The organism is Streptomyces sp. MST-110588 (assembly GCF_022695595.1).
Lineage (GTDB): Bacteria > Actinomycetota > Actinomycetes > Streptomycetales > Streptomycetaceae > Streptomyces.
The window spans coordinates 1,325,424-1,347,401 of record NZ_CP074380.1 but is presented as its reverse complement, the minus strand read 5'-3'; the positions used below and the strand labels follow the sequence as shown (position 1 = coordinate 1,347,401).

Here is a 21,978-nt window from a genome sequence, read left to right as displayed (position 1 = left end):
CGTCACCCTCACCCCGGTCCGGACGGCACCGTACGGCTGGGCCTGGACGCCAACCCCGCCCGCTACGACGCCGCCGCCCTCGCCCGGCACGAGGCCGGTCTGCGCCGCTACCTCGAAGGGCTCACCGCGCTCCTCCTGGACGACCCGCAGCGGCCCGTCGGCACCCTGGACCTCCTGGAGCCGCAGGAGATCCGCCACGTCACGGCGGGGCGCGCCGAAGGCGCCGCGCCGCACACCCTGCCCGAACTCTTCGCCGCCCAGGCCGCTCGTACCCCCGAGGCAATCGCACTGCGCGACGGCACCACGGCCCTGACCTTCGCCGAGCTGGAGACGGCCGCCAACCGGCTCGCCCACGAACTCCTGGCCGCCGGGGTGCGACCGGGCAGCGCCGTGGCCCTGGCCATGCCGCGCGGCGCGCGGACCGTGACCGCCCTGCTCGCCGTCCTCAAGGCGGGCGGCGTCTGTCAGTCGCTGGACCTCGGACACCCGGCGCAGCGGCTCACGGCCGTCCTCGAAGACGCCCGGCCCGTCTGCGTGGTGGGTACCGCCGGGGCCGTACGCGCGCTGCCGCCGCACCCGGCGCGGCCCGTGCTCCTGGACGACCCGGCCACCTGCGCCCGCATCGACGCGCGCCCGGCGACGGCGCCGCCCGCGCCGCTCCCGGAGCAGGCCGCCTACATCATCCACACCTCCGGCTCCACCGGCCGCCCCAAGGGCGTCGTCGTCACCCACGCCTCCCTGGCCAACCTCCACGCGGGACACGGCACCGACCTCCTCGCGCCCGTCCTGCGCCGCACCGGCCGGGACCGGCTGCGGGTGGCGCACAGCGCGTCCTTCGCCTTCGACGCCTCCTGGGACCCGCTGATCTGGATGGTCCACGGCCACGAGCTGCACATGCTGGACGACGCGACCTACCGCGACCCGGCCGCGCTGACCGCCTACGTCCACGAGCGGCGGATCGACTACCTGGACGTCACCCCTTCCTACGCCCAGGCCCTGATCGCCGAGGGGCTTTTGGAGGACGGCCGGTACCGCCCGGCGGTGCTCGTCGTCGGCGGGGAGACGGTCCCCGAGGGGCTGTGGCACCAACTCGCCACGACCGAGGGCCTGACCCCCGTCAACCTCTACGGGCCGACCGAGACCACCGTCGACGCCTACTTCTGGCTGCCCGCCGATTCCGGCGCAGAGGGCACGGACGCCACGGATGGCGCGGACGGCACGGAGAGCGGCGAGGGCGCGGCAGGTGCGGCCGGCGTACAGGACACAAAGGGCGCGCAGGGCAACGGCCCACAGAGCGCTCGGACCGAAGCGGCGGTCCGATACCCCACGCTCGGCCGGCCCGTACGCGGCTCGCGCGCCTACGTCCTGGACGGCTCCCTGCGCCCCGCCCCCACCGGGGTCACCGGCGAGCTCTACCTCGCCGGTGCCTGCCTGGCCCGCGGCTACCTGGGCCGGCCCGACCTGACCGCCGAACGGTTCGTCGCCGACCCCTTCGGCCCCCTGCACGGCGAGCCCGGCGCGCGGATGTACCGCACCGGGGACCTCGTACGGCGCCGGGCCGACGGCACCCTGGAATTCCTGGGCCGCGCCGACGACCAGGTCAAGATCCGCGGCTTCCGCATCGAACTCGGCGAGATCCAGGCCGCCCTGGCGGCCCACCCGGGCGTGGCCCAGGCCGCGGTGATCGCCCGCGACACCGCACACGGCAAGCGCCTGCTCGGCTACGCCGTACCCCGCCCGGACGCCGCCGCTCCTGACGGGGAGGCCCTGCGCGCCCACCTCGCCGAGCGGCTGCCCGCCCACATGGTGCCCGGTGCCGTACTCCTCCTGGACGCGCTGCCCCGTACCGCCAACGACAAGCTCGACCACCGGGCGCTCCCCGACCCGGAACCCGACCCGGAACCCGGCGCGGACACCACGCCGGACACGGGCGGGGCGCCGACGGCGGTCTGCGCGCCCGCGGGCCCCCGGGCCCACCGCGAGGAGATCCTGCGCGGCCTGTTCGCGGACGTGCTCCACCTGGAGCGCACCCCGGGCCCCGACGCCGACTTCTTCGCCCTCGGCGGCCATTCGCTGCTCGCCGGGCGGCTCGCCGCCCGCATACGCGAGACCTTCCCGGCCGCCCACGGCCTCGGTCTCGCCGACATCTTCCGCCATCCGTCCCCCCGTGCGCTGGCCACCGTCCTCCAGGACCTGGCCGCCCCCGAGGCGCGCCCCGCCCTGGAACCCGCCCCCCGTCAGGAGCGGTCCCCGCTCTCCCCGGCCCAGAAGCGGCTGTGGTTCCTGCACCGCCTCGAAGGGCCCAGCCCCACCTACAACATCCCTCTCCTCCTCACCCTCGACGGGCCGCTCGACCGCGGCGCGCTCCAGCAGTCCCTGGACGACCTCACGCAGCGTCACGAGTCCTTGCGAACGGTATACCCGGCCACTGACAACGAGCCGTTCCAGACCGTTCTGCCGCCGGAACAGGCAGGTCAGCGGCTGTCCGTCGAGCCCCTGCCGGCCGGCCCCGACCAGCGGGAACTGCGTGCCGCCGTACGCCACTGCTTCGACCTGGCCGCTGAACCCCCGCTGCGCGCGACGCTGTTCACCGACGGCGGGCAGCGCCACCTCCTGCTGCTGCTCCTGCACCACATCGCGGCCGACGGAGCCTCCACCACCCCTCTCGCCCGCGACCTCGCCACCGCCTACGCCGCCCGGGTCCAGGGCAAGGCGCCCCGCTTCCCCGAGCTGCCCGTCCGGTACACCGACCACACGGCCTGGCAGGAACGCCTCCTGGGCACCGCCGACGCCCCCACACCCCTTGCCGAGCGCCAGCTCGCGCACTGGCGCCACGCCCTGGCCGGCCTGCCCGACCACCTCGAACTCCCCACCGACCGCCCACGCCCGGCCACCGCCTCCTACGAGGGCGACACCGTCCCCTTCCGGCTCGACGCCGCCGGCCACACGGTCGTACAGGCACTCGCACGGGCCACCGGCACCAGCGTCTTCATGGTCGTCCAGGCCGCGCTGGCCACCCTCCTGACCCGCCACGGCTGCGGTACGGACATCCCGCTCGGCATCCCGGTCGCGGGCCGCGAGGACGAGGCCACCCGCGACCTCGTGGGCTTCTTCGTCAACACCCTGGTGCTGCGCACCGACACCGCCCCCCGCACCCCGAGGAGACCGCGGCCGGCACACCGACCTTCCGCGCCCTCCTGCGCCGCGTCCGCACCTGCGTACTGGCCGCGTACGAGCACGCCGACCTGCCCTTCGACCGGCTGGTGGAGGACCTGAACCCGGTGCGCTCCACCGCCCGGCACCCGCTGTTCCAGACCATGCTGGCCTGGCAGTCCGTACCCGACGGGCCCTTCACCATGGGACCGCTGACGGCCCGCACGACCGCGGTGCCCTCCGGGACCGCCAAGTTCGACCTCACCCTGAACGCGGGGGAGCGGCCCGAAGGCGGCATCGAAGGCTTCCTGGAATTCCGTACGGACCTCTTCGACCGCCCCACCGCCCAAGCCCTGTCCACCCGGCTCGCCCGGCTGCTCACCGCCGCCGCGGCCGACCCGGACACGCCCATCGGAGTGCTGCCGCTCCTGGACGAGGACGAACGGCGGCGCGCGATCGTCACCTGGAACACCGCGACCACACCCGAGGCCGCGAGCACCCAAGGCGCCCCGGCCACCCTCCCCGACCTGTTCGCCCGCACCGCCCGCGAACACCCCGCCCGTACCGCCGTCACCTATGAGGGCACCTCCCTCGGCTACGCCGAACTGGCCGCCCGCGCCAACCGCCTGGCCCGCCTGCTGGCCGCCCGCGGCATCGGCCCCGGATCGGTGGTCGCGCTCGCCCTGCCCCGCTCCGCGGACCTCGTCGTCGCCCTGCTGGCCGTGGCCACCTCCGGCGCCGCCTACCTGCCGCTGGACCCCGACTACCCGGCCGACCGCCTGGCCTACATGCTCAAGGACGCTGCCCCGGCCGCCGTCCTGACCGACGCCGTGACCGCGCCCCGGCTGCCCGCCCACGACCGGCCGCGCATCCTCGTCGACGGCTGCGCACAGGACGCCTTCGCCGGCACGCCCCTGGGGCAGCATGAACGCACCCGTCCGCTGCACCCCGAGGACACCGCGTACATCATCTACACCTCCGGTTCCACCGGCCGTCCCAAGGGCGTCCAGGTCACCCACCACAACGTGCTGCGGCTGTTCTCCACCAGCGACCACTGGTTCGGGTTCGGGCCGCACGACGTATGGACGCTCTTCCACTCCTACGCCTTCGACTTCTCGGTGTGGGAACTGTGGGGCGCCCTGCTGCACGGCGGCCGGCTCGTGGTCGTCCCGCACCTGGTCAGCCGTGACCCGGCGGCCTTCCTCGCCCTGCTGGGCCAAGAGCGCGTCACCGTCCTGAACCAGACGCCGTCCGCCTTCCACCAGCTCAGCGCCGCCGACCGGGAGAACCCCGGCACCAAACTGGCCCTGAGGTACGTCATCTTCGGCGGCGAGGCACTGGAACCGGCACGCCTGGAGGACTGGTACGCCCGGCACGCCGAGGACGCCCCCACGCTCGTCAACATGTACGGCATCACCGAGACGACCGTGCACGTGTCCTACCTCGCGCTGGACCGCGCCACGGCCGCCGCCGACCCCGGCAGCGCCATCGGCGTCAACCTCCCCGACCTGCGCGTCTACGTCCTGGACAGCTACCTCCAGCCCGTACCGCCGGGCGTCACGGGGGAGATGTACGTGGCCGGCGAGGGCCTGGCCCGCGGCTATCTCGGCCGCCCCGCCCTGACCGCCGAACGCTTCGTCGCCGACCCCTTCGCCCCCCTCTTCGGCGAGCGCGGCAGCCGGATGTACCGCTCCGGCGACCTCGCCCGGCGCCGCCGCGACGGCACCCTGGAGTACGTCGGACGCGCCGACCACCAGGTCAAGATCCGCGGCTTCCGCATCGAACTGGGCGAGATCGAGGCCGTGCTCGCCGGGCACCCGGACGTCGCCGACGCCGCCGTCGTCGTACGCGAGGACACACCCGGAGACAAGCGGCTGGTCGGCTACGCGGTCCCCGCACGCCCCACCACGCCCGCCGGACTGCGGGCGCACACCGCCGCCGGCCTCCCCGCCCACATGGTCCCCTCGGCCGTGGTCCTCATGGAGAGGCTGCCGCTGACCGCCAACGGCAAGCTGGACCGCAAGGCGCTGCCCGCGCCGGACCTCACCGCCGACGCCGGCGGCGGCCGGGCCCCGCGCGGACCGCGCGAGGAGCAGTTGTGCGCCCTGTTCGCCGAGGTGCTGGGCCTGCCCCGGGCCGGCGTGCACGACAACTTCTTCGACCTGGGCGGCCACTCGCTGCTCGCCGTACGCCTCGCCGGCCGGATCAAGGCCGCGCTCGGCACCGACGTCGGCATCGGCACCCTCTTCCAGGCACCCACCCCGGCCGCTCTGGACGAGGCCCTGGACCGCGCCGGGGAGAGCGGCGGACGCCCTGGACGTGCTGCTGCCGCTGCGGCCCGCCACCGAAGGCGACCGGGCCCCGCTGTACTGCGTGCACCCGGCGGGCGGCCTGAGCTGGTGCTACGCCGGCCTGATCCGCTATCTCCCCGCCGACGTGCCGATCTACGGCCTCCAGGCACAGGGAGTCGGCCCCGCCACCGCCGGACAGCCGCTCCCGCAAAGCCTGGAGGAACTGGCGGCCCACTACGTCGAGCGGCTGCGGGAGGTGCAGCCCAGCGGGCCGTACCGGCTGCTCGGCTGGTCCACCGGCGGCATCATCGCGCACGCCATGGCCACCCGCCTCCAGGAACTCGGCGAGGACGTGGCGCTGCTGGCCATCCTGGACGCCTACCCCGCCGAGGGCTTCCGCGAACTGCCCGTACCCGACCAGGCCGAGGCCCTGGAAGCACTGCTCACCATGGGCGGGTACGGGCCGGAGAGCCTGGACGGCAAGCCGCTGGAACTGGGCACCGTCACCGAGGTGCTGCGCTGCGAGGGCAGCCCGCTGGCCAGCCTGGACGACGCGACGATCGAGGCACTCAACGACATCTACCTCAACACCAACCATCTGGTACGCGGGTTCGACCACCGCCCCTTCGAGGGGGACGTGCTGTTCTTCCGCGCCACCGTCGACACCATCGACGAGACACTGACGCCCGGCACCTGGGCGCCGTACGTCACGGGCCGGATCGACAACACCGACGTCGCCTGCTCGCACAAGGACATGACCCTGCCCGGACCGATCGCGCACATCGCCCGCGTGGTCGCCGCCCACCTGGAGAACGACCATGAGTGACGCCCCCGCCGGACCCTTCGACGGCGACGGCGAGTTCCTCGCCCTCGTCAACGACCAGGGCCAGTACAGCCTGTGGCCGGCCTTCGCCGCCGTACCGGAAGGCTGGAGGACCGGACTGGGGCCCTGCGAGCGGCAGCACGCCCTGGACTGGATCACCGAGCGCTGGACCGACCTGGCGCCGCCCGCCGCACAGCCCGCACCGGCGTGCGCGCCGGAGCGCGAGGCGGACTCCGCGCCCGCGCCCGAGCCGGCTCCCGGCCACACCGACGCGCCCGCGCCCGTGACCGCACCCGTGCCCGGCCCCGAGCCCGCGTCCGCACCCGCCCCCGACCGCGCCGGCCCCTCCGCCCCCGCAACGGCGGCCCGGTGAGCCGCATACCGCCCCGCATCGCCGTCGTGCTCGTCTACACGACGGCGATGTGCATGAACGGGCTCGACTCGACCATCGTCAACCCGGCCCTGCTCACCATCGCCCAGGACTTCGGCGCACCGGCCCCGTCCGCCAACACCGTCGAAGTGGCCTTCCTGGTCAGCCTGGCCCTCACGCTGCCGGTGGCCGGCTGGCTCGGCGACCGCTTCGGCACCAAGCGGGTCTTCCTCACCGCGCTCGCCCTGTTCACCGCCGCCTCGGCGGCCTGCGGCCTCTCCCAGGACCTGACCGCCCTGGTACTGGCACGCGCCGTACAAGGACTGGCGGGCGGGCTGCTGACACCCGTCGGCATGACGCTGCTCTTCCGCGCCTTCCCGCCGCACGAGCGGACGAAGCTGTCGAAGGTACTGATCGTGCCCACCGCCCTGATGCCGGCGCTGGGCCCGCCGCTCGGCGGCCTGCTCACCGAACACCTCTCCTGGCACTGGCTGTTCTTCGTCAACGTCCCGCTGGGCGCCGTCGCCGTCCTGCTGGGTGTCCTGGGCCTGCGCGAGCAGGTCGAGGGCGTCGCGGCCCGCTTCGACGTCCCCGGATTCCTGCTGGCCACCCCCGCCCTCGGGCTCCTCACGTACGCCCTGGGCTTCGGCCCCTCCCAGGGCTGGTCCACGCCTCCCGTCGCCCTCGGCGCCCTGCTCGGGCTCCTCCTGCTGACCGCGGCCGTCATCCACCAGCTCCGCGCCGGCCACCCCCTGCTGGAACTGCGTCTGCTCGCGGACAAGGTCTTCCGCGCGGCCACGCTGCTGGCCGCGCTGACCTCGGCCGGACTGATGGGCGTGCTGTTCGTCTTCCCGCTGCTGTACCAGGCGGTGCTCGGCGGCTCGGCGCTGGACGCGGGCCTGAGCGTCTTTCCTGAGGCCCTCGGCCTGATGCTGGCCTCCCAAGTGGCCGACCGGCTGCTGCCCAGGACCGGCCCGCGCGCCCTGGCCGTACCAGCCCTGCTGCTCGCCGCCGCCGTCTTCGCCGCGCTCGCCGTACGGGCGGTGACGGACAGCCCCTGGGCCGTACGCGGCGTGATGTTCTGCGTCGGGCTGATACTCGGCAGCGGCGTCCTGACGGTGCAGATCGCCGGATTCCAGGACATCGCGCCGCCGCGCATGGGGCAGGCGATGGGGCTGTTCACCATCGTCCGTACGCTCGGCGGGGCCCTGGGCATCGCCGCGGTCGCGGCGGTCACCGGCGCGCTCGGCGCCGCCGGCACCCGCGCCGCCGACCCCTTCCCGTACCAGGTGGCGATCCTCACCACCGCCGTCGTCGTCGCCCTCGGCGCGCTGTGCGCCCTGTGCCTGCCCAAGGCCCTGCCGCCCCCGCCGCCCTTCGAGGACGAGGAGAAGGGCGAGGGCGAGGGTGAGGCGCCGGGCTCACAGCCGGAGTCGGCGGGGTCTGCGGGGTCTGCGGGTTCTGCGGGGACTTCAGGGTCTACGGGATCTACAGGGACTTCAGGGTCCGCGACAGCCTGAGCGCCAGGAGGACGAGCGCCGCCCGAAGCCCGGCCGCTCCCCGGCCCGGTGCGCGCCTACGCAGCGGACATGACCAGGCTGACCGGGTGGCTCACGCTGCTCTGTGCGTACGTCGCGACCGTGCCGGGCCTCGCTCCGGCGTCGCAAGCGATGCGCTGCGCGCCGGGTTTCGCTCTCGCGCTGACCAGCGGTGCCGCCCTGTGCCAGGCGGTCGGCCCGGGCGGCCAGGCGGCGGCGTGGACCGCCGAGGTGCTGAAGGCAGGCAACGGCCGTACGGTGGGGAGCCGAAGCCGGGGAGCACGGCCCATGTGACATACGCCCCGGACCGCCCGGAGCTGGGCGTGCGCGACAGCCCCGCCAGGTTCTTCGGCACCGGCATCCACCCGGGCTTCGTCTGGGCCGGGACGCTCGTGGTCGCCCTCGGTACGGTCTCGGGCACCTGGTCCACCTGGCGCAGATAGCCGCACCGGGCCGGGTGTCAGCCGGCGGCGGTCGGGGTACCGGCCGGCGGGAGGAGGGCGGCGAGGCCGTCGGCGAGGCCGCCGCGCCAGCAGGCGTAGTCGTGACCGCCGTTGAACTCCCGGTAGTTCACCTCGTAACCGCGGGCCTGGAGCACATCGCGCAGGTGGCGGTTCTGCGGCAGCAGCATCCACTCCTGGAGGCCCACCTCCAGATGGAAGCGGACCGGCCGCCGGGGCGTGCGCGCGTACTGGCGGGTCAGCCACTCGCTGCCCGTGTCGAACTCCGTCCCGTCGGGCCACCAGAAGGAGCCGGACTGGGAGAGCGCGTTCCCGAACCGTTCCGGGCGGCGGAAGGCGGCGAAGGCGGCGGTCAGTCCGCCGGCGCTCTGCCCGGCCACGACCGTGTGCGCGGGATCCGTACTGGCGCCGAACTCGGCGCCCGCCCACGGCAGCAGCTCGTCCGCGAGCCAGTCCACGAACGCCTCGCTGCAACTGAGGTCGGCCATCCGCCGCTCCCGGCCCATGGTGTCGACCAGCAGGGCCACGGTCGGCCGCAGACACCCGTCGTCCATGAGGGCGTCCAGCGTGTCACCGAACCGCAGCACCGGGCCCCACATCTCCCCGTCCAGCAGCACCGCGACGGCGTACGGACCGTCGGCCGCGACCACGGAGCCGGCGTCCCCTGCGGGCCCGACGTGCCCCACAGACGGGGCGCCGTCCCCGTCCCCGTCCGCGGCGAGGAGGCGGTGCCCGGCGGGCAGGTGCACATGAACCCGGCGGCCCGACACCTCCCGCTCCACCGTCCGGCCCGCCGCGCGCGGAGCCGCCGCCGTGGGCCGCCACCACGGCTGGGCGGGGGCGTCCGGCAGCTCCATCACGGACGAGGGGTGCCGCCCGTCCCGCGCCGCCAGTACGGGCGCGCGGTTCAACGGGTCGGGCACGGCCGCGTCCAGGACGCGCAGCCACGCCTCCCGGTCCGTACGCAGCGTCTCCTCACGGGGGCCGCGCGCCACATGGAACTGGTACGAGGCACGGTGGTCGGCGCGCAGCCGGTGGGTGAGCGCCCATACGTCGGTGCCCGGGAGGCGGGACATCAGGTGGGGCGTCAGGTCGTGGGCGTGCCGGTCCTTGTCCGTGACGGTGTGCAGCAGCGCGAGGACGTCATCGGCCGGGGCGTCCGGGTCCTGCCGCCACAGGAAGGTGACGAGACGGTACGCCGGGTCGGTGGGGTCGGGCTCGACCAGCGGCGTCCCCGCCGCGGCGGTCCGCTCCCAGAACTCGCGTACGGCGCCGGGCCGGCCGGCCCGCACGTCCTCGGCGAGCGCGCGCAGCGACGGGCTTTCCATGGGCGGTTTCCTCTTCGGTTCGTGGGGTGGTGGGTGGATGGGCAGCGGGGTGACGGGCGTCAGGCGTCCGCGACGCGTACGGCAACACGGCTTCGGGCGTCCGCACGTCCGCGTACGTATCGCTACACGCGGGCGGCGGAGGACCGTCCCAGCAGCACCCACAGCAGGAACGGGCCGCCCAGCACCGTCGTGACCACGCCGACCGGGATCTCCGTGCCGTCGAAGGCGGTCCGCCCCACCGTGTCGGCCAGGACGACCAGCGCCGCACCGACCAGTACGGAGCCCAGCACCGGCACCCGCAGCGGCCCGGCGAGCCGGCCGGCGATGACCGGCGAGGCCAGCGCGACGAAGCCGACCGGACCGCAGATGCCGACCGCCAGCCCCGCGAGCGCGACGGCCAGCAGCAGGCAGACGGTGCGGACCCGGGCCGGCGCCACGCCCAGCGAGGCGGCGGTGGAGTCGTCGAAGCGCAGGACGTTGAGCTGCCGGGCCACCACCAGGGCGGCCGGAACCAGCACGGCCAGGCCGATGAGTACGGGCCCGGCCACGTCGAACCCGCGGCCGTTCAGGCTGCCCGAGGTCCATGTGTACAGCGCGCTCGCCGAGTTCAGGGACCGGCGGGAGAGCACGACCTGGGTGACGGACGAGGCCAGCGCCGACATGGCCAGGCCCACCACGAGCACCCGGTGGCCCCGCTGTCCGAGGCCGCCGGAGACGGTCGTGACGACCAGGACGGCCACCAGGGCTCCGATCGGGCCGGCCCACCAGGCGCCGAAGCCGCCGGTGGCCGAGAGCGTGACGGACACCAGGACGGCGGCGGTCGCGCCGTCGTTGACGCCGAGCAGTTCGGGCGTGGCCAGGCGGTTGCGGGCGAGGGTCTGGGTCAGGCAGCCCGCGAGCCCCAGGGCCGCGCCCGCCGTGAGCGCGGCCACGATCCGGCCCAGGCGGAACTTCTGGACCAGCAGGACGTCGAAGTGGTCACCGACTCCGAAGACCGCGCGGAAGGTGCGGGCCACGTCCATGTCGCTCTGGCCGGCGTACGCGCCGAACACCACGGCCACCAGCAGCAGTCCGGCCAGTGCGAGCGCCGCCAGCGCGGGCCGGTAGGCCAGCAGTACGGAGACGGGTCCGCGCCGCAGCACCAGCGCCTCGCGCCGGGGCCGCCCGGCGGGGTTCGCCGCGCCTTGTCCGTACGCGTGCTCCTGTCCGTACGCGTTCACCTGCTCGTACGTGTGCTCCTGCCCGCAGGTCTCCTTCTGCCCGTACGCGCCCTCCTGTCCGCTCCGGCCCCGGCCGCCCCGCCTGCCTCTCCAACGGACCGCGCGCGGCGCCGGTTCCCCGGTGGCCGGTTCGGTCATGCCCATCGCGCCGAGCCGCTTGGAGCGGACGATGCCGATGAGGACCGGTGCGCCGATGAGGGCGACGATCACGGCGACGGGCGCCTCGTACGGCTGGGAGACCACCCGCGCCAGGACGTCCGAGCCCGTCAGGACGCCGGCGCCGATCAGCCCCGCCAGCACGGTCTGCGCGGCCAGCCGCGGCCCGGTGACGGCACGGGCGAGGAAGCCGGCCAGCAGCCCCAGGAAGGAGATGGGGCCGACCAGGGCGACCGCGGACGCGGTGAGGAGGGTGACGGCGAGGGCGACCACGACCCGGATCAGACCCGGCCGGTGGCCCAGGCCGCGGGCGAGGTCGTCGCCCAGCGCCAGCGCCGACAGCGGCCGGGAGACCAGCAGCGCGACCAGGAACCCGGCCAGGAGTACGGGGGTCAGCGGCCCGAGCGCGCCGAAGCCCTCCACACCGGCCAGCGAACCGAGCACCCAGTGGCGGAAGCCGTCGTAGGCCGCGGCGGAGTTGACCACGATCAGGCTGGTGACGCCGCCGAAGGTGGCGCCCAGGGCGGCGCCCGCCAGGACGAGCCGCATCGGTGAACCGCCGCCCCGGCTGCCGGATATGAGCAGCACCAGCGCGCTGGCGAGCACCGCGCCCCCGAAGGCCCACAGCAGATAGCCGTAGCTGGTCTGCACGCCGAGGAAGGCGATGCCGGTGACGACGCCCAGGGACGCGCCCGCGTTGACGCCGAGCAGGCCGGTCTCGGCCAGCGGGTTGCGGGTGACGGCCTGGAGGAGGCAGCCGGCCACGCCCAGCGCCGAGCCGACCAGCAGCGCGGTCAGGGTGCGGGGCAGCCGCAGGTCCCGTACGACCAGGATGAGCCGGGAGTCCTCGCGCGCGCCGGCCCGGCCGAGCAGGTAGTCCAGCACCCTGCCGGGGCCGACCTCGCCCGCGCCCACGGACAGTGAGACCGCCGCGAGGACCAGGACGGCCAGCGTCACGGCGGCGGCGATCAGGAGCGGCTTGCGGAAGCCGTGCGGACGGGTCAACGGGGCGTCGAGGGCGTCCGTTTGGGGCGACGGGTGCGCGCCGGGGGGCGCGGGGGTGGAGGTGTCCGTCAGGCCGTCCGGCGTGCGCGGGCCCACTTGCGGGAGGGTCATAAGGTAAGGCTAACCTAATGGTATTCGCGCCTGTGTGCGGGATGCGGGATGCGGGATGCGGGATGTGAGATGTGGGAATGCGGGATGCCTGGGGGTGGGTGTGGGGCGGGACGGGGTGCGGAAGTCCCTCCTTCGTGGCGCCGGGGGCTGAAAAGTTAGGTTAGGCTTACCTTAATTCCGTTGGTCGGATGTCGAGGAGATATTCCGTGCAGCAGCCAGAACTCGCCGGGCGCACCGCCTTGGTCACCGGTGCCGGACAGGGCATAGGCGAGGCCGTGGCCCGGGTCCTCGCCGACCGCGGCGCACGGGTCGTGGCCACCGACCGGAGCCCTGACGGTGTGAAGTCCCTTGAGGGCGAGTGTGCGCCGCACATCACCGCCCGGACGCTGGACGTCACCGACAGCGCGGCCGTCGAAGCCGTGGTGGACGACGTGGAGCGGGAGATCGGCCCGCTGGACATCCTGGTCAACGTCGCCGGGATCCTGCGTACTTCGCCCGTCGTGGAGCTGACCGACCAGGACTGGCACGACACCTTCGCCGTCAACACCACCGGCGTCTTCCACACCTCGCGCGCCGTCGCCCGCCGGATGGGCGAGCGGCGCGGCGGCTGCGTGGTGACCGTCGGCTCCAACGCGGCCGGCGTGCCGCGCACCAGCATGGCCGCCTACGCCGCGTCCAAGGCCGCCGCCACCATGTTCACCAAGTGCCTGGGCCTGGAACTGGCCCGCAGCGGCGTACGGTGCAACGTCGTCTCCCCGGGCTCCACGGACACCGCCATGCAGCGGCAGTTGTGGACCGACCCGCAGGCTCCGCTGCGCGTCATCGACGGCGACCCGGCCGGCTACCGCGTCGGCATCCCGCTCGGCCGGCTCGCCGAGGCGGCCGACATCGCCGAGGCCGTGGCCTTCCTGGTCTCCGACCGGGCCCGGCACATCACGATGCACGACCTGTACGTCGACGGCGGTGCGACGCTACGCGCCTGATGGCGCGACGGGCGGCGCGCCAGGCGGCGTACGGGGCCGCCTGACGGCGCATCGGGTGACTCGCGCGCTGTACGAGCGCCTGAACGTCCGAACGTCCGAGAGCACCTCGCGCCCCGGCGGACCGGCAGCGGCCCGCCGTACATCCGTGACCACCCACCCCCCCGACCCCAGGACCGATCCCGCCGGACCGGCGACGAGCGGTCCGACCGGCGGCCGGGCCGGGCCGGCGCCGGGCCCCGACCGGACCCGGCCGGCCACCACCGGCCCGACCAGAAGACACGGTGCCGGCGCACCGAGAGAATTGGAGCACCAGGTGATAACGGCTCACGATGTCGCCGAGCGGCCGGGACCCGGCCCGCGGGCGGACGGCGCCGCACCGGCGGACCCCGGCCCCGAACGGGCCGTGGTTTCTGTAACAGCCGCTACTCACGAACCGCACGAACCGGCCGACGTTCCCGGAGCGGTCGGTGACCCCACAGCAGTTCATGCCGCGACGCCGGCTGGTGCCGCGCCCGTACGGGCCGACGCCCCCGTACGGGCCGACGTTTCCATACCGGCCGATGCGCCCCGCACGTCCGACGCGCCCGGCGCGACGGTGTCCGTACGGCGCGCGGCCATCCGTCGCGCGACCCCGCGCCCGCCCCAGGCCGACCGCACGTCCCCGGCCGGCACCGTCGGCGCCGCCACCGCGCTCCTGGACGCCTACCGCCCCGGCACCGACCGCTTCTTCGCCTCCCCGACCCGTACCCTGCTCACCGGCGGCGTACGGGCCGAGGTACCCCACGACGAACGGCCCCTGGCCCAGCGCGTGGCCCACATCCTGGACGCGCGCCGGCGCGCGGGCGCCCCCGCGCCCCTCGTGGTCGGCGCCGTGCCCTTCGACCACACCGCCCCCGCCGCCCTCGTCGTCCCCGAGACCGTGCGCCGGGCCACCGCGCTGCGCGAGGACCCCCTGATCGCCCTGCCCGCGCCGCACACTCCCGTGGCCGACTGGGAGCTGCGGCCGGTGCCCGCGCCCCGGGAGTACGCCGGCGCGGTCGCCGAGGCCGTACGCCGGATGCGCGCCGGGGAGTTCGACAAGGTCGTCCTGGCCCGCACCCTGGAACTGACCTCCCCGCGCGAGGTGGACCTGCCCGCCATGCTCCAGCGCCTGGCCCGCCGTGACCCGGGCGGCTACACCTTCGCGCTGCCCTGCGGACCCGGCCGCACCCTCCTGGGCGCCAGCCCCGAACTACTGGTCTCCCGCCGCGCCGGCCGTGTCGTGGCCAACCCGCTCGCCGGCTCCACACCGCGCAGCACGGACCTCGCCGAGGACGTACGCAGGGCCGCGGCCCTGTTGGAGTCGGCCAAGGACCTGCACGAGCACGCGGTCGTGGTGGACGCGGTGCGCGCGGCGCTGGCGCCGTACTGCCGCACGCTGGAGGTGCCCGTACGCCCCACGCTCGTACGGACCGCCGCGATGTGGCACCTGTCGACGACCGTGACCGGCGAACTGGCCGACCCCGCCACCTCGGCGCTGGAACTGGCCTGCGCCCTGCACCCGACCCCGGCCGTGTGCGGCACCCCCACCGCCCTCGCCCGCGAAGTCATCGGCGAACTCGAACCGTTCGACCGCGGGCTCTACACCGGCATGGTCGGCTGGGGCGACGCGAGCGGCGACGGCGAGTGGGTGGTGACCATCCGCTGTGCCGAGGCCGAGGAGCGGCGGCTGCGTCTGTACGCGGGCGCGGGGGTCGTGGCAGGGTCCTCGCCCGAGGCGGAGACCGACGAGACCGAGGCGAAGTTCCGTACCTTCCTGCACGCGGTGGGAGCCGACCGATGACCGAGGACCGACCGATGACCGTGGACGGAGCGATGACCGCCGACGGACCGCTGACCGGGGACGCGCCCGCGCCCGCGCACCAGCCCGTGGACGCGCCCGCGCACGCATCCGGGAACGCGCCCGCGTACGCGCCCGCCGACGCGCCCTTGTGGCCCGCCGAGTTCGCCGAGCGCTACCGGGCCGCCGGGTACTGGCGCGGCGAGACCTTCGGCCAGATGCTGCGCGAGCGGGCCCTGAACCATCCCGACCGCGTCGCGATCACCGACCCCGGCGGCGCCGGCCGGCACTGGACGTACGGCGAACTGGACGACCGGGCGGACCGCCTGGCCGCCGGCTTCCTGGCCGAGGGCGTCAAGAAGGGCGACCGGGTCGTCGTCCAGCTCCCCAACGTCGCCGAGTTCTTCGAAGTGATCTTCGCGCTCTTCCGGATCGGCGCGCTGCCGGTCTTCGCGCTGCCCGCGCACCGCGAGACGGAGATCCGTTACTTCTGCGAGTTCACCGAGGCCGTCGCCTATGTGATCCCGGACGTCGAGGGCGGCTTCGACCACCGCGAACTGGCCACCTCGGTACGGTCCCAGGTCCCCACCCTGCGGCACGTCCTCGTCGTCGGCGAGCCCGGCGAGCACACCCCGCTGAGCGACCTGCGACGCGAACCGGTCGCCGTCACCGACGGGCCCGCCCCCGGTGACCTGGCCTTCCTCCAGCTCTCCGGCGGCAGTACGGGCGTGCCCAAACTGATCCCGCGCACCCACGACGACTACATCTACTCGCTGTGGGGCTCGAACGAGATCTGCGCGGTGGACGAGCACAGCGTGTTCCTGTGCGTGCTGCCCGCGGCCCACAACTTCCCGCTCAGCTCGCCCGGTTCGCTCGGCACCCTCTACGCCGGCGGCCGTGTCGTCCTGTGCCCGCGCCCCGACCCCGAGACCGCCTTCCCCCTCATCGAACGCGAGCGGGTCACCCTCACCGGGCTCGTACCGCCGCTGGCGCTGGTGTGGACCGAGGCGGCGAAGAACGCGGCACACGACCTCTCCAGCCTGGAGGTGCTGCTCGTCGGCGGCGCGAAGTTCAGCGAGGAGGCCGCCCGGCGGGTGCGCCCGGCGCTCGGCTGCACCCTCCAGCAGGTCTTCGGCATGGCGGAGGGGCTGGTGAACTACACCCGCCTGGACGACCCCGAGGAGACCATCGTCACCACCCAGGGCCGGCCGATCTCCCCGGACGACGAGATCCGGGTCGTCGACGATCAGGACCGGGACGTCCCGCCGGGCGGAACGGGGCATCTGCTCACCCGTGGCCCGTACACCATCCGCGGCTACTGGCGCGCCCCCGAGCACAACGCCAGGTCCTTCACCGAGGACGGCTTCTACCGGACGGGCGACGTCGTACGGCTGACGGAAACCGGCCACCTGGTCGTCGAAGGACGAGCCAAGGACCAGATCAACCGCGGCGGGGAGAAGATCGCGGCCGAGGAGGTCGAGAACGTCATCCTGGCCCACCCGGCCGTCCACGACGTCTCCGTGGTCGCTGTGCCCGACCCCTATCTCGGCGAGCGGACCTGCGCGTACGTGATCCTGCGCCCGGAGCGGGACCGGGCCGGCGCGAACGGGGCGGACGGCGTGAACGGGGCGGACGGCGTGAACGGGGCAGCCGGCGCGGGGGAGGGACGGACACCGGTCCGGTCCGGCCGGTCACCATCAAGAAGTTCGTCCGGGAACGGGGCCTGGCCGCCTACAAGGTCCCCGACCGCGTCGAGTTCGTCGACGCCTTCCCGCAGACCGGCATCGGCAAGGTCAGCAAGAAGGACCTGCGCGCCCTGCCGCCCTCCTCGTAGTCACGCGTACGCCCGCGCAGGCCACCTGAACCCCCTCATCACCACCTGAATCCCTCGCCCTCACCTGTATCCCTCGTCCCCGCCTGTACTCCTCGTCACCACCCCCACGCTCCTCGAAAGGCCCCGACATGGCACTCCCCGCCATCGCCCCGTATCCCATGCCCGCCAGGGACGCCCTGCCCGCCAACAAGGTCGACTGGGACGTGGATCCGGACCGGGCCGTCCTGCTCGTGCACGACCTCCAGAACTACTTCCTGGACGCCTTCACCCAGGACACCTCCCCGCTGACCCCCCTCCTGGAGAACATCGCCCGTCTGAAGAAGGACTGCGCGCGGCTCGGCGTACCGGTCGTCTACTCCGCCCAGCCCGGCGGCCAGACCCCCGCCGAGCGAGGTCTCCAGCAGGACTTCTGGGGGCCGGGCCTGCCGGACGAGGAGCGGGCCAAGGCCATCGCGGCGCCCGTCGCGCCGGGCCCGGACGACACCGTCCTCACCAAGTGGAAGTACAGCGCGTTCGTACGGACCGACCTCGCCGAGCGGATGCGGGAGCAGGGCCGCGACCAACTGGTCGTCGTCGGCGTCTACGCCCACATCGGTGTCCTGATGACCGCCTGTGACGCCTGGATGCGGGACATCCAGGCATTCGTCGTCGCCGACGCCGTCGCCGACTTCAGCGAGGCCGACCACCACATGGCGCTGCGCTGGGCCGCCGCCAAGTGTGCCGTGGTCACCCGTACCGACTCCGTCTTCGAAGGAAAGTGAGCCCGGCCATGGCGCTGACGGTCGAACAGATCCGCGCGGACGTCGCCGATGTGCTCGGCGAGGACCCCGCCGACATCCCCGACGACGAGAACCTCGTCGACTACGGTCTGGACTCCATCCGCATCATGACCCTCGTCGAACGCTGGCGCGCCGACCACGGCATCGAGGCGACCTTCGTGGACCTCGCCGAGAAGCCCGCGATCGAGCAGTGGGCACCCTTGCTGGGCGCCCGGCCGTGACCGCCCTGCTCGATGCGGCCGTCGGCGCGCTGGCGCCGGGCCTCGCGCTCACCGCCGCCCAGTCGGAGCTGTGGCACGCCCACGCCCTCGACCCGGACAGCCCGGCGCAGAACACCGGCACCTGCGTGGAGATCCACGGCCCGCTGGAGGCCGCCGTGTTCGCGCTGGCGCTGCACCGGGTGGCCGGCGAGGCCGAGGCGCTGCGGGTGCGGTTCGCCGGGACGCCGGACGGGCCGCGGCAGGTGCCGCTGCTCATCGGCCCGGTGCCACGGCCCCTGGTGGTGGAGAACGGCCTGCCGGCGGACCGGTGGCAGGGGGCGCGGGGGCCGGCGGACCGAGGGCAGGCGTACCGGCAGCCGGTGGGCCCGGGCCGGGCGGACGGCGCGTCGGCATCCGGTGACGGCGGGGCGGCGGTGCCGTTCCCGCTGCGCGTCTTCGACCTCCGGGGCTCGGCCGACCCCGACGCCCTGGCTGGGGCGTGGATGCGCGCCGACCTCGGCGAACCCTTCCGGCTGGACACCGGGCCGCTGTTCGCCCAGGCGCTCTTCCGTACGGGGGAAGAGCGCTGGCTGTGGTACCAGCGCGTGCACCAGGCCGTCATGGACGGCTTCGGGCTCGGGCTGCTGGCCCGCCGGGTCGCCGAGGTCTACACCGCCCTCGCCGACGGCCGGGCCCCCGGCCCCAGCCCCTTCGGCCGGCTCGCCGACCTCGTCGCGCAGGACGCGGCGTACCGTTCCTCCAAGGCGTACGACAGGGACCGCGCCTACTGGGGTGCGGTCTTCGCGGAGCACCCGCACATTCCCTCACCGGCCGGCCGTACGGCACCCGCGTCCCGCGCCGCGCTGCGCCGCGAGGTCCGCCTCGCCCCCGAAGCCATCACCGCCCTGCGGGAGTTGGCCTCCTGCGTACGCGCCGGGCCGACCGACGTCCTGATCGCCGCGCAGGCGCTGTACCTCTCGCGGGCCACCGGCTCGGCGCGCGTCGTACTCGGCCTGCCGGTGATGGGACGCACCGCGCCCGCCGCCCTGCGCGTCCCCGGCCTGGCCCGCAACGTTCTGCCGCTGCCCCTGACGGTCACCCCGGACCGGACGTTCGCCGAGCTGACCCGACAGGTCGTCCTCGGCATCCGCGCCGCCCGCGGGCACCAGCGCTACCGGCCGGCCGACCTGCGGCGCGACCTCGGCCTGCCGGACGCGCGAGCGGTGGCCGGACCGCCGGTCACGGTGCTGCCGGGCGGTCGCGGGCCGGTGTTCGCGGGCGCGCCCTCGTGGGTCCGTCCCCTTGCGTCGGGGCCGGTGGAGGACCTCGCGCTCACCGTCCACGCGGACAGTCACGCGGACGGGCGTGGCGACAGTCATGCGGACGGCCATGCGGACGGGCGTGCGGACGTGCGTGCCGACAGGGATGCGGACGGCCGTGCGGGGACGCGTGCCGCCGGTGGCCTGCGTCTGGTGCACGAGGCCAACCCGGCCCTCTACGACGAGGACCAACTCGCCGCCCACCAGGACCGTTTCCTGCACCTGCTCACCAGCCTCACCAGGGCCGACCCGCACACCCCGCTCGCCGGCCACGACACCGCCACCGCCGACGAACGCGCCGCGCTCCGCGACGCCCTCGACGCCACCCGGCGCGACCTTCCGCCGACCACGCTCATCGGTCCCTTCGAGGCCCGGGTGCGCCGGACCCCGGCCGCCGTCGCACTGACGGACGGCGCCCACGACCTGACGTACGCGGAACTCAACGCCCGCGCCAACCGTCTCGCACGGCATCTGAAGACCCTGGGCGTGCGGCCCGGCACGGTGGCCGCCGTGGTGCTGCCCCGCTGCGTCGGCCGGATCGTCGCCCTGCTGGCGGTGCTCAAGGCGGGCGGCGCCTGTCTGCCGCTCGATCCGTACGGTCCGCCCGGCCACCTGGCGTACGCGACGGCCGACGCCGGGCCGGTCCGCCTCCTGACCGACACGGCCACCGCACCCGCCGTACGGGCCGCGCTCGCCGCCGGAGCCGGCACCCCCGCGGTCACCTCCGTGGTCCTCGTCGACGGCACCGATCTGTCCGCGTACCTGCCCACCGACCCGGGCCGCGCGCTCACCCCGCGGCACCCGGCCTGCGTCGGCTACCCCCGTGCCCGCTCCGCGGCAGGCGGCGACCGCCCCACAGGAGTGCTCCTCGCGCACTCGGCCCTGGACAACCGGCTGCGCTGGTCGCAGGAGATGTACGGGCCGCGGGCCGGGGAGCGGGTGCCGTACGGGGAGCCGGGCGGCGGGACGGGCAAGGCAGCGGACGACATGACGGACGACATGACGGACGACCTGGTCGACATCCTCCGGACGCTGCGCGCCGGAGCCACACTCGTCCTCACCGAGGAAGCCGCCACGGCCGGCAGCGCCGGAACCGCCGCCACGGCCGCCACGGTCGCCACGATCGACATCGCCGGCACCGTCGGCACCGAAGCGGTGACCGCCGTCGGCGAGTGCATATGGAACACCCGCCTGTACGTCCTGGACGCGGCTCTGCGGCACTGCCCGCCCGGCGTCCCGGGCGAGCTGTACGTCGCGGGTGCGTCGCTCGCCACCGGGTACGTACGCGGCCCGGCCCGTACCGCCGCCCGCTTCGTCGCCGATCCGTACGGGCCGGCGGGTTCCCGGATGTACCGCACCGGTGAGCGGGCCCGCCGGACCGCCGGAGGCGAGGTCGAACGCCTCGCGGGGCCCGGGGCTCAGGAAGTGTCCCGGCGGTGAGAGCTCCGGTCCCGGTGGATGCCGCCGCCGGGACCGGTCGCCCCTTCCGGCCCCGGAAGAACCGAAGACCGGAACGGGCGGCCCACGCTGCTCGGGCCCCCGCCGCACCGGTACGGTCAGCCAGCACCCCCAGTTGCGAGCGGCCGAAGAGGAGAGCGACGGATGACCACCGGCGAAATCCGCCCCACGGGCCCTATGAGCCCGACGGAACCCACGGAACCCACAAGCCCCACAAATCCCAAAAGCCTTACAAGCTCTTTGACCAACGGCCGTCCCGTCCTCCGCACCTACGACCCGAGCGCCTTGCCGTCCCCGCTCGGCGCCAACGAAGACAACGGCCCCCGCGTCGCTCTGTGGCTCGTACTCAGCGCTCCCGAGGAGGCGGCCGTGCGGGACACCGAGGTACTCGACGCGGCCGAGCGCCGGCGCGCCGCCACCTTCGTACGCCCCGTCGACCGCGATGTCTACATCGCCTCCCACTCCGCGCTGCGCCGGCTGCTCGGCGCCTACCTGGACCGCGACCCGGCGGCGCTCCGGTTCGTACGCGAGCCCTGCCCGTGCTGCGACGCGCCGCACGGCCGTCCCGCGCTGGCCGGCGCGCCGCTGCACTTCTCGCTGTCCCACACCCGCGGGCTGGCGCTGCTGGGCTTCGCCCGTACGCCCATCGGTGTCGACATAGAGACGCTGACCGCACCCGAGGTCGTGGACGAGGTGGCGAGCGTGCTGCATCCACAGGAGCGCGCGGAACTGGCCGCGCTGCCGCCCGCCGGACGGGCCGCGGCCTTCGCCCGCTGCTGGACCCGCAAGGAGGCGTGCCTGAAGGGGATGGGTACCGGGCTGGCGGGGGACCTGATGACGACGACGCTGGTCGGGACCGGTCCCGACCCGGCCCCGGTGGAGGGCTGGGAGACGGTGGACGTACCGGTGCCCGAGGGGTACGCGGCAGCCTGCGCAGTACGTACGGCGGGCAGCCCTTCATAGGCCGGGCCAGTTCTCCCCTCAGGCTTGAGGGCCGGTCCGTCACACGCCCGCACACCCACACGTTCACACGCCCACATGCCCACACGTCCACGACGTCCATCGGCCCACAGATGCGTGAGTTCATACGTGCGCCACTGTCAACCCCCTCCGCGCGCCGTGGCCGGACG

11 protein-coding genes and 3 pseudogenes are annotated in these 21,978 nt (G+C 74.5%); 12 read left to right on the top strand and 2 right to left on the bottom strand.

All coding sequences use genetic code 11. From position 1 onward, the window contains the following. Positions 1-105: 105 nt before the first annotated feature. The 5 genes and pseudogenes from KGS77_RS06020 to KGS77_RS05995 form a co-directional block, all read left to right on the top strand. A pseudogene (locus tag KGS77_RS06020) lies at positions 106-6,270 on the top strand (amino acid adenylation domain-containing protein); the annotation flags it as partial. Next, positions 6,263-6,427, top strand: a pseudogene (locus KGS77_RS06015) (MbtH family protein); the annotation flags it as partial. The pseudogenes KGS77_RS06020 and KGS77_RS06015, both read left to right, overlap by 8 nt. Before the next feature lie 209 nt (positions 6,428-6,636). Further along, the gene (locus KGS77_RS06005; RefSeq protein WP_347404444.1) at positions 6,637-8,157 is read left to right on the top strand and encodes a DHA2 family efflux MFS transporter permease subunit; all 1,521 of its coding nucleotides are present in this window, start codon (positions 6,637-6,639) and stop codon (positions 8,155-8,157) included. A 69-nt stretch (positions 8,158-8,226) separates the two neighbouring features. Then, entirely contained in the window at positions 8,227-8,469 is a 243-nt protein-coding gene (locus KGS77_RS06000; RefSeq protein WP_242579217.1) for a hypothetical protein, read from the top strand. Then, positions 8,466-8,618, top strand: a complete 153-nt coding sequence (locus KGS77_RS05995; RefSeq protein ID WP_242579216.1) for a hypothetical protein — start codon at positions 8,466-8,468, stop codon at positions 8,616-8,618. Before KGS77_RS06000 ends, KGS77_RS05995 begins: the two co-directional genes overlap by 4 nt. A 17-nt stretch (positions 8,619-8,635) precedes the next feature. On the opposite strand, the gene KGS77_RS05990 is transcribed toward KGS77_RS05995, so the two are convergent. Together KGS77_RS05990 and fhuB are read right to left on the bottom strand one after the other, a co-directional pair. Beyond that, positions 8,636-9,964 (bottom strand): alpha/beta hydrolase-fold protein, encoded by a 1,329-nt coding sequence (locus KGS77_RS05990; protein WP_242579214.1) that lies wholly within the window; start codon positions 9,962-9,964, stop codon positions 8,636-8,638. Positions 9,965-10,086: 122 nt separating this feature from the next. Next, positions 10,087-12,456 carry a Fe(3+)-hydroxamate ABC transporter permease FhuB gene (gene fhuB, locus KGS77_RS05985; RefSeq protein ID WP_242579207.1) on the bottom strand — a complete coding sequence of 790 codons (2,370 nt, stop codon included), beginning with the start codon at positions 12,454-12,456 and terminating at the stop codon, positions 10,087-10,089. A gap of 188 nt (positions 12,457-12,644) precedes the next feature. On the opposite strand from fhuB, the gene KGS77_RS05980 reads away from it, so the two are divergent. From KGS77_RS05980 to KGS77_RS05950, 7 genes and pseudogenes are all read left to right on the top strand, one after another. Further along, entirely contained in the window at positions 12,645-13,439 is a 795-nt protein-coding gene (locus tag KGS77_RS05980) for a 2,3-dihydro-2,3-dihydroxybenzoate dehydrogenase (RefSeq protein ID WP_242579205.1), read from the top strand. Between the two features lie 616 nt (positions 13,440-14,055). After that, on the top strand, positions 14,056-15,261 hold the full coding sequence (dhbC, locus tag KGS77_RS05975) for an isochorismate synthase DhbC (protein WP_242587310.1): 1,206 nt from the start codon (positions 14,056-14,058) through the stop codon (positions 15,259-15,261). Positions 15,262-15,293: 32 nt separating this feature from the next. After that, positions 15,294-17,092, top strand: a pseudogene (locus KGS77_RS05970) (AMP-binding protein). A 128-nt stretch (positions 17,093-17,220) separates the two neighbouring features. After that, a complete protein-coding gene (locus KGS77_RS05965) occupies positions 17,221-17,853 on the top strand; it encodes an isochorismatase family protein (protein WP_242579202.1) in 633 nt (210 codons plus the stop codon). An 8-nt stretch (positions 17,854-17,861) separates the two neighbouring features. Continuing rightward, positions 17,862-18,092, top strand: coding sequence for a phosphopantetheine-binding protein (locus tag KGS77_RS05960; RefSeq protein ID WP_242579201.1), 231 nt, complete (start codon positions 17,862-17,864; stop codon positions 18,090-18,092). Further along, on the top strand, positions 18,089-20,830 hold the full coding sequence (locus tag KGS77_RS05955) for a condensation domain-containing protein (protein ID WP_242579199.1): 2,742 nt from the start codon (positions 18,089-18,091) through the stop codon (positions 20,828-20,830). The genes KGS77_RS05960 and KGS77_RS05955 overlap by 4 nt, the downstream gene beginning before the upstream one ends. Before the next feature lie 387 nt (positions 20,831-21,217). Then, the gene (locus KGS77_RS05950; RefSeq protein WP_242579195.1) at positions 21,218-21,811 is read left to right on the top strand and encodes a 4'-phosphopantetheinyl transferase superfamily protein; all 594 of its coding nucleotides are present in this window, start codon (positions 21,218-21,220) and stop codon (positions 21,809-21,811) included. Positions 21,812-21,978 lie beyond the last annotated feature (167 nt).

Excerpts from the sequence above, each read along its gene's own strand:
- KGS77_RS06000 (WP_242579217.1), top strand. The coding sequence starts at position 8,227 with ATGACCAGGCTGACCGGGTGGCTCACGCTGCTCTGTGCGTACGTCGCG.
- KGS77_RS05990 (WP_242579214.1), bottom strand. The coding sequence starts at position 9,964 with ATGGAAAGCCCGTCGCTGCGCGCGCTCGCCGAGGACGTGCGGGCCGGC.
- fhuB (WP_242579207.1), bottom strand. The coding sequence starts at position 12,456 with ATGACCCTCCCGCAAGTGGGCCCGCGCACGCCGGACGGCCTGACGGAC.
- KGS77_RS05980 (WP_242579205.1), top strand. The coding sequence starts at position 12,645 with ATGTCGAGGAGATATTCCGTGCAGCAGCCAGAACTCGCCGGGCGCACC.
- KGS77_RS05965 (WP_242579202.1), top strand. The coding sequence starts at position 17,221 with ATGGCACTCCCCGCCATCGCCCCGTATCCCATGCCCGCCAGGGACGCC.
- KGS77_RS05960 (WP_242579201.1), top strand. The coding sequence starts at position 17,862 with ATGGCGCTGACGGTCGAACAGATCCGCGCGGACGTCGCCGATGTGCTC.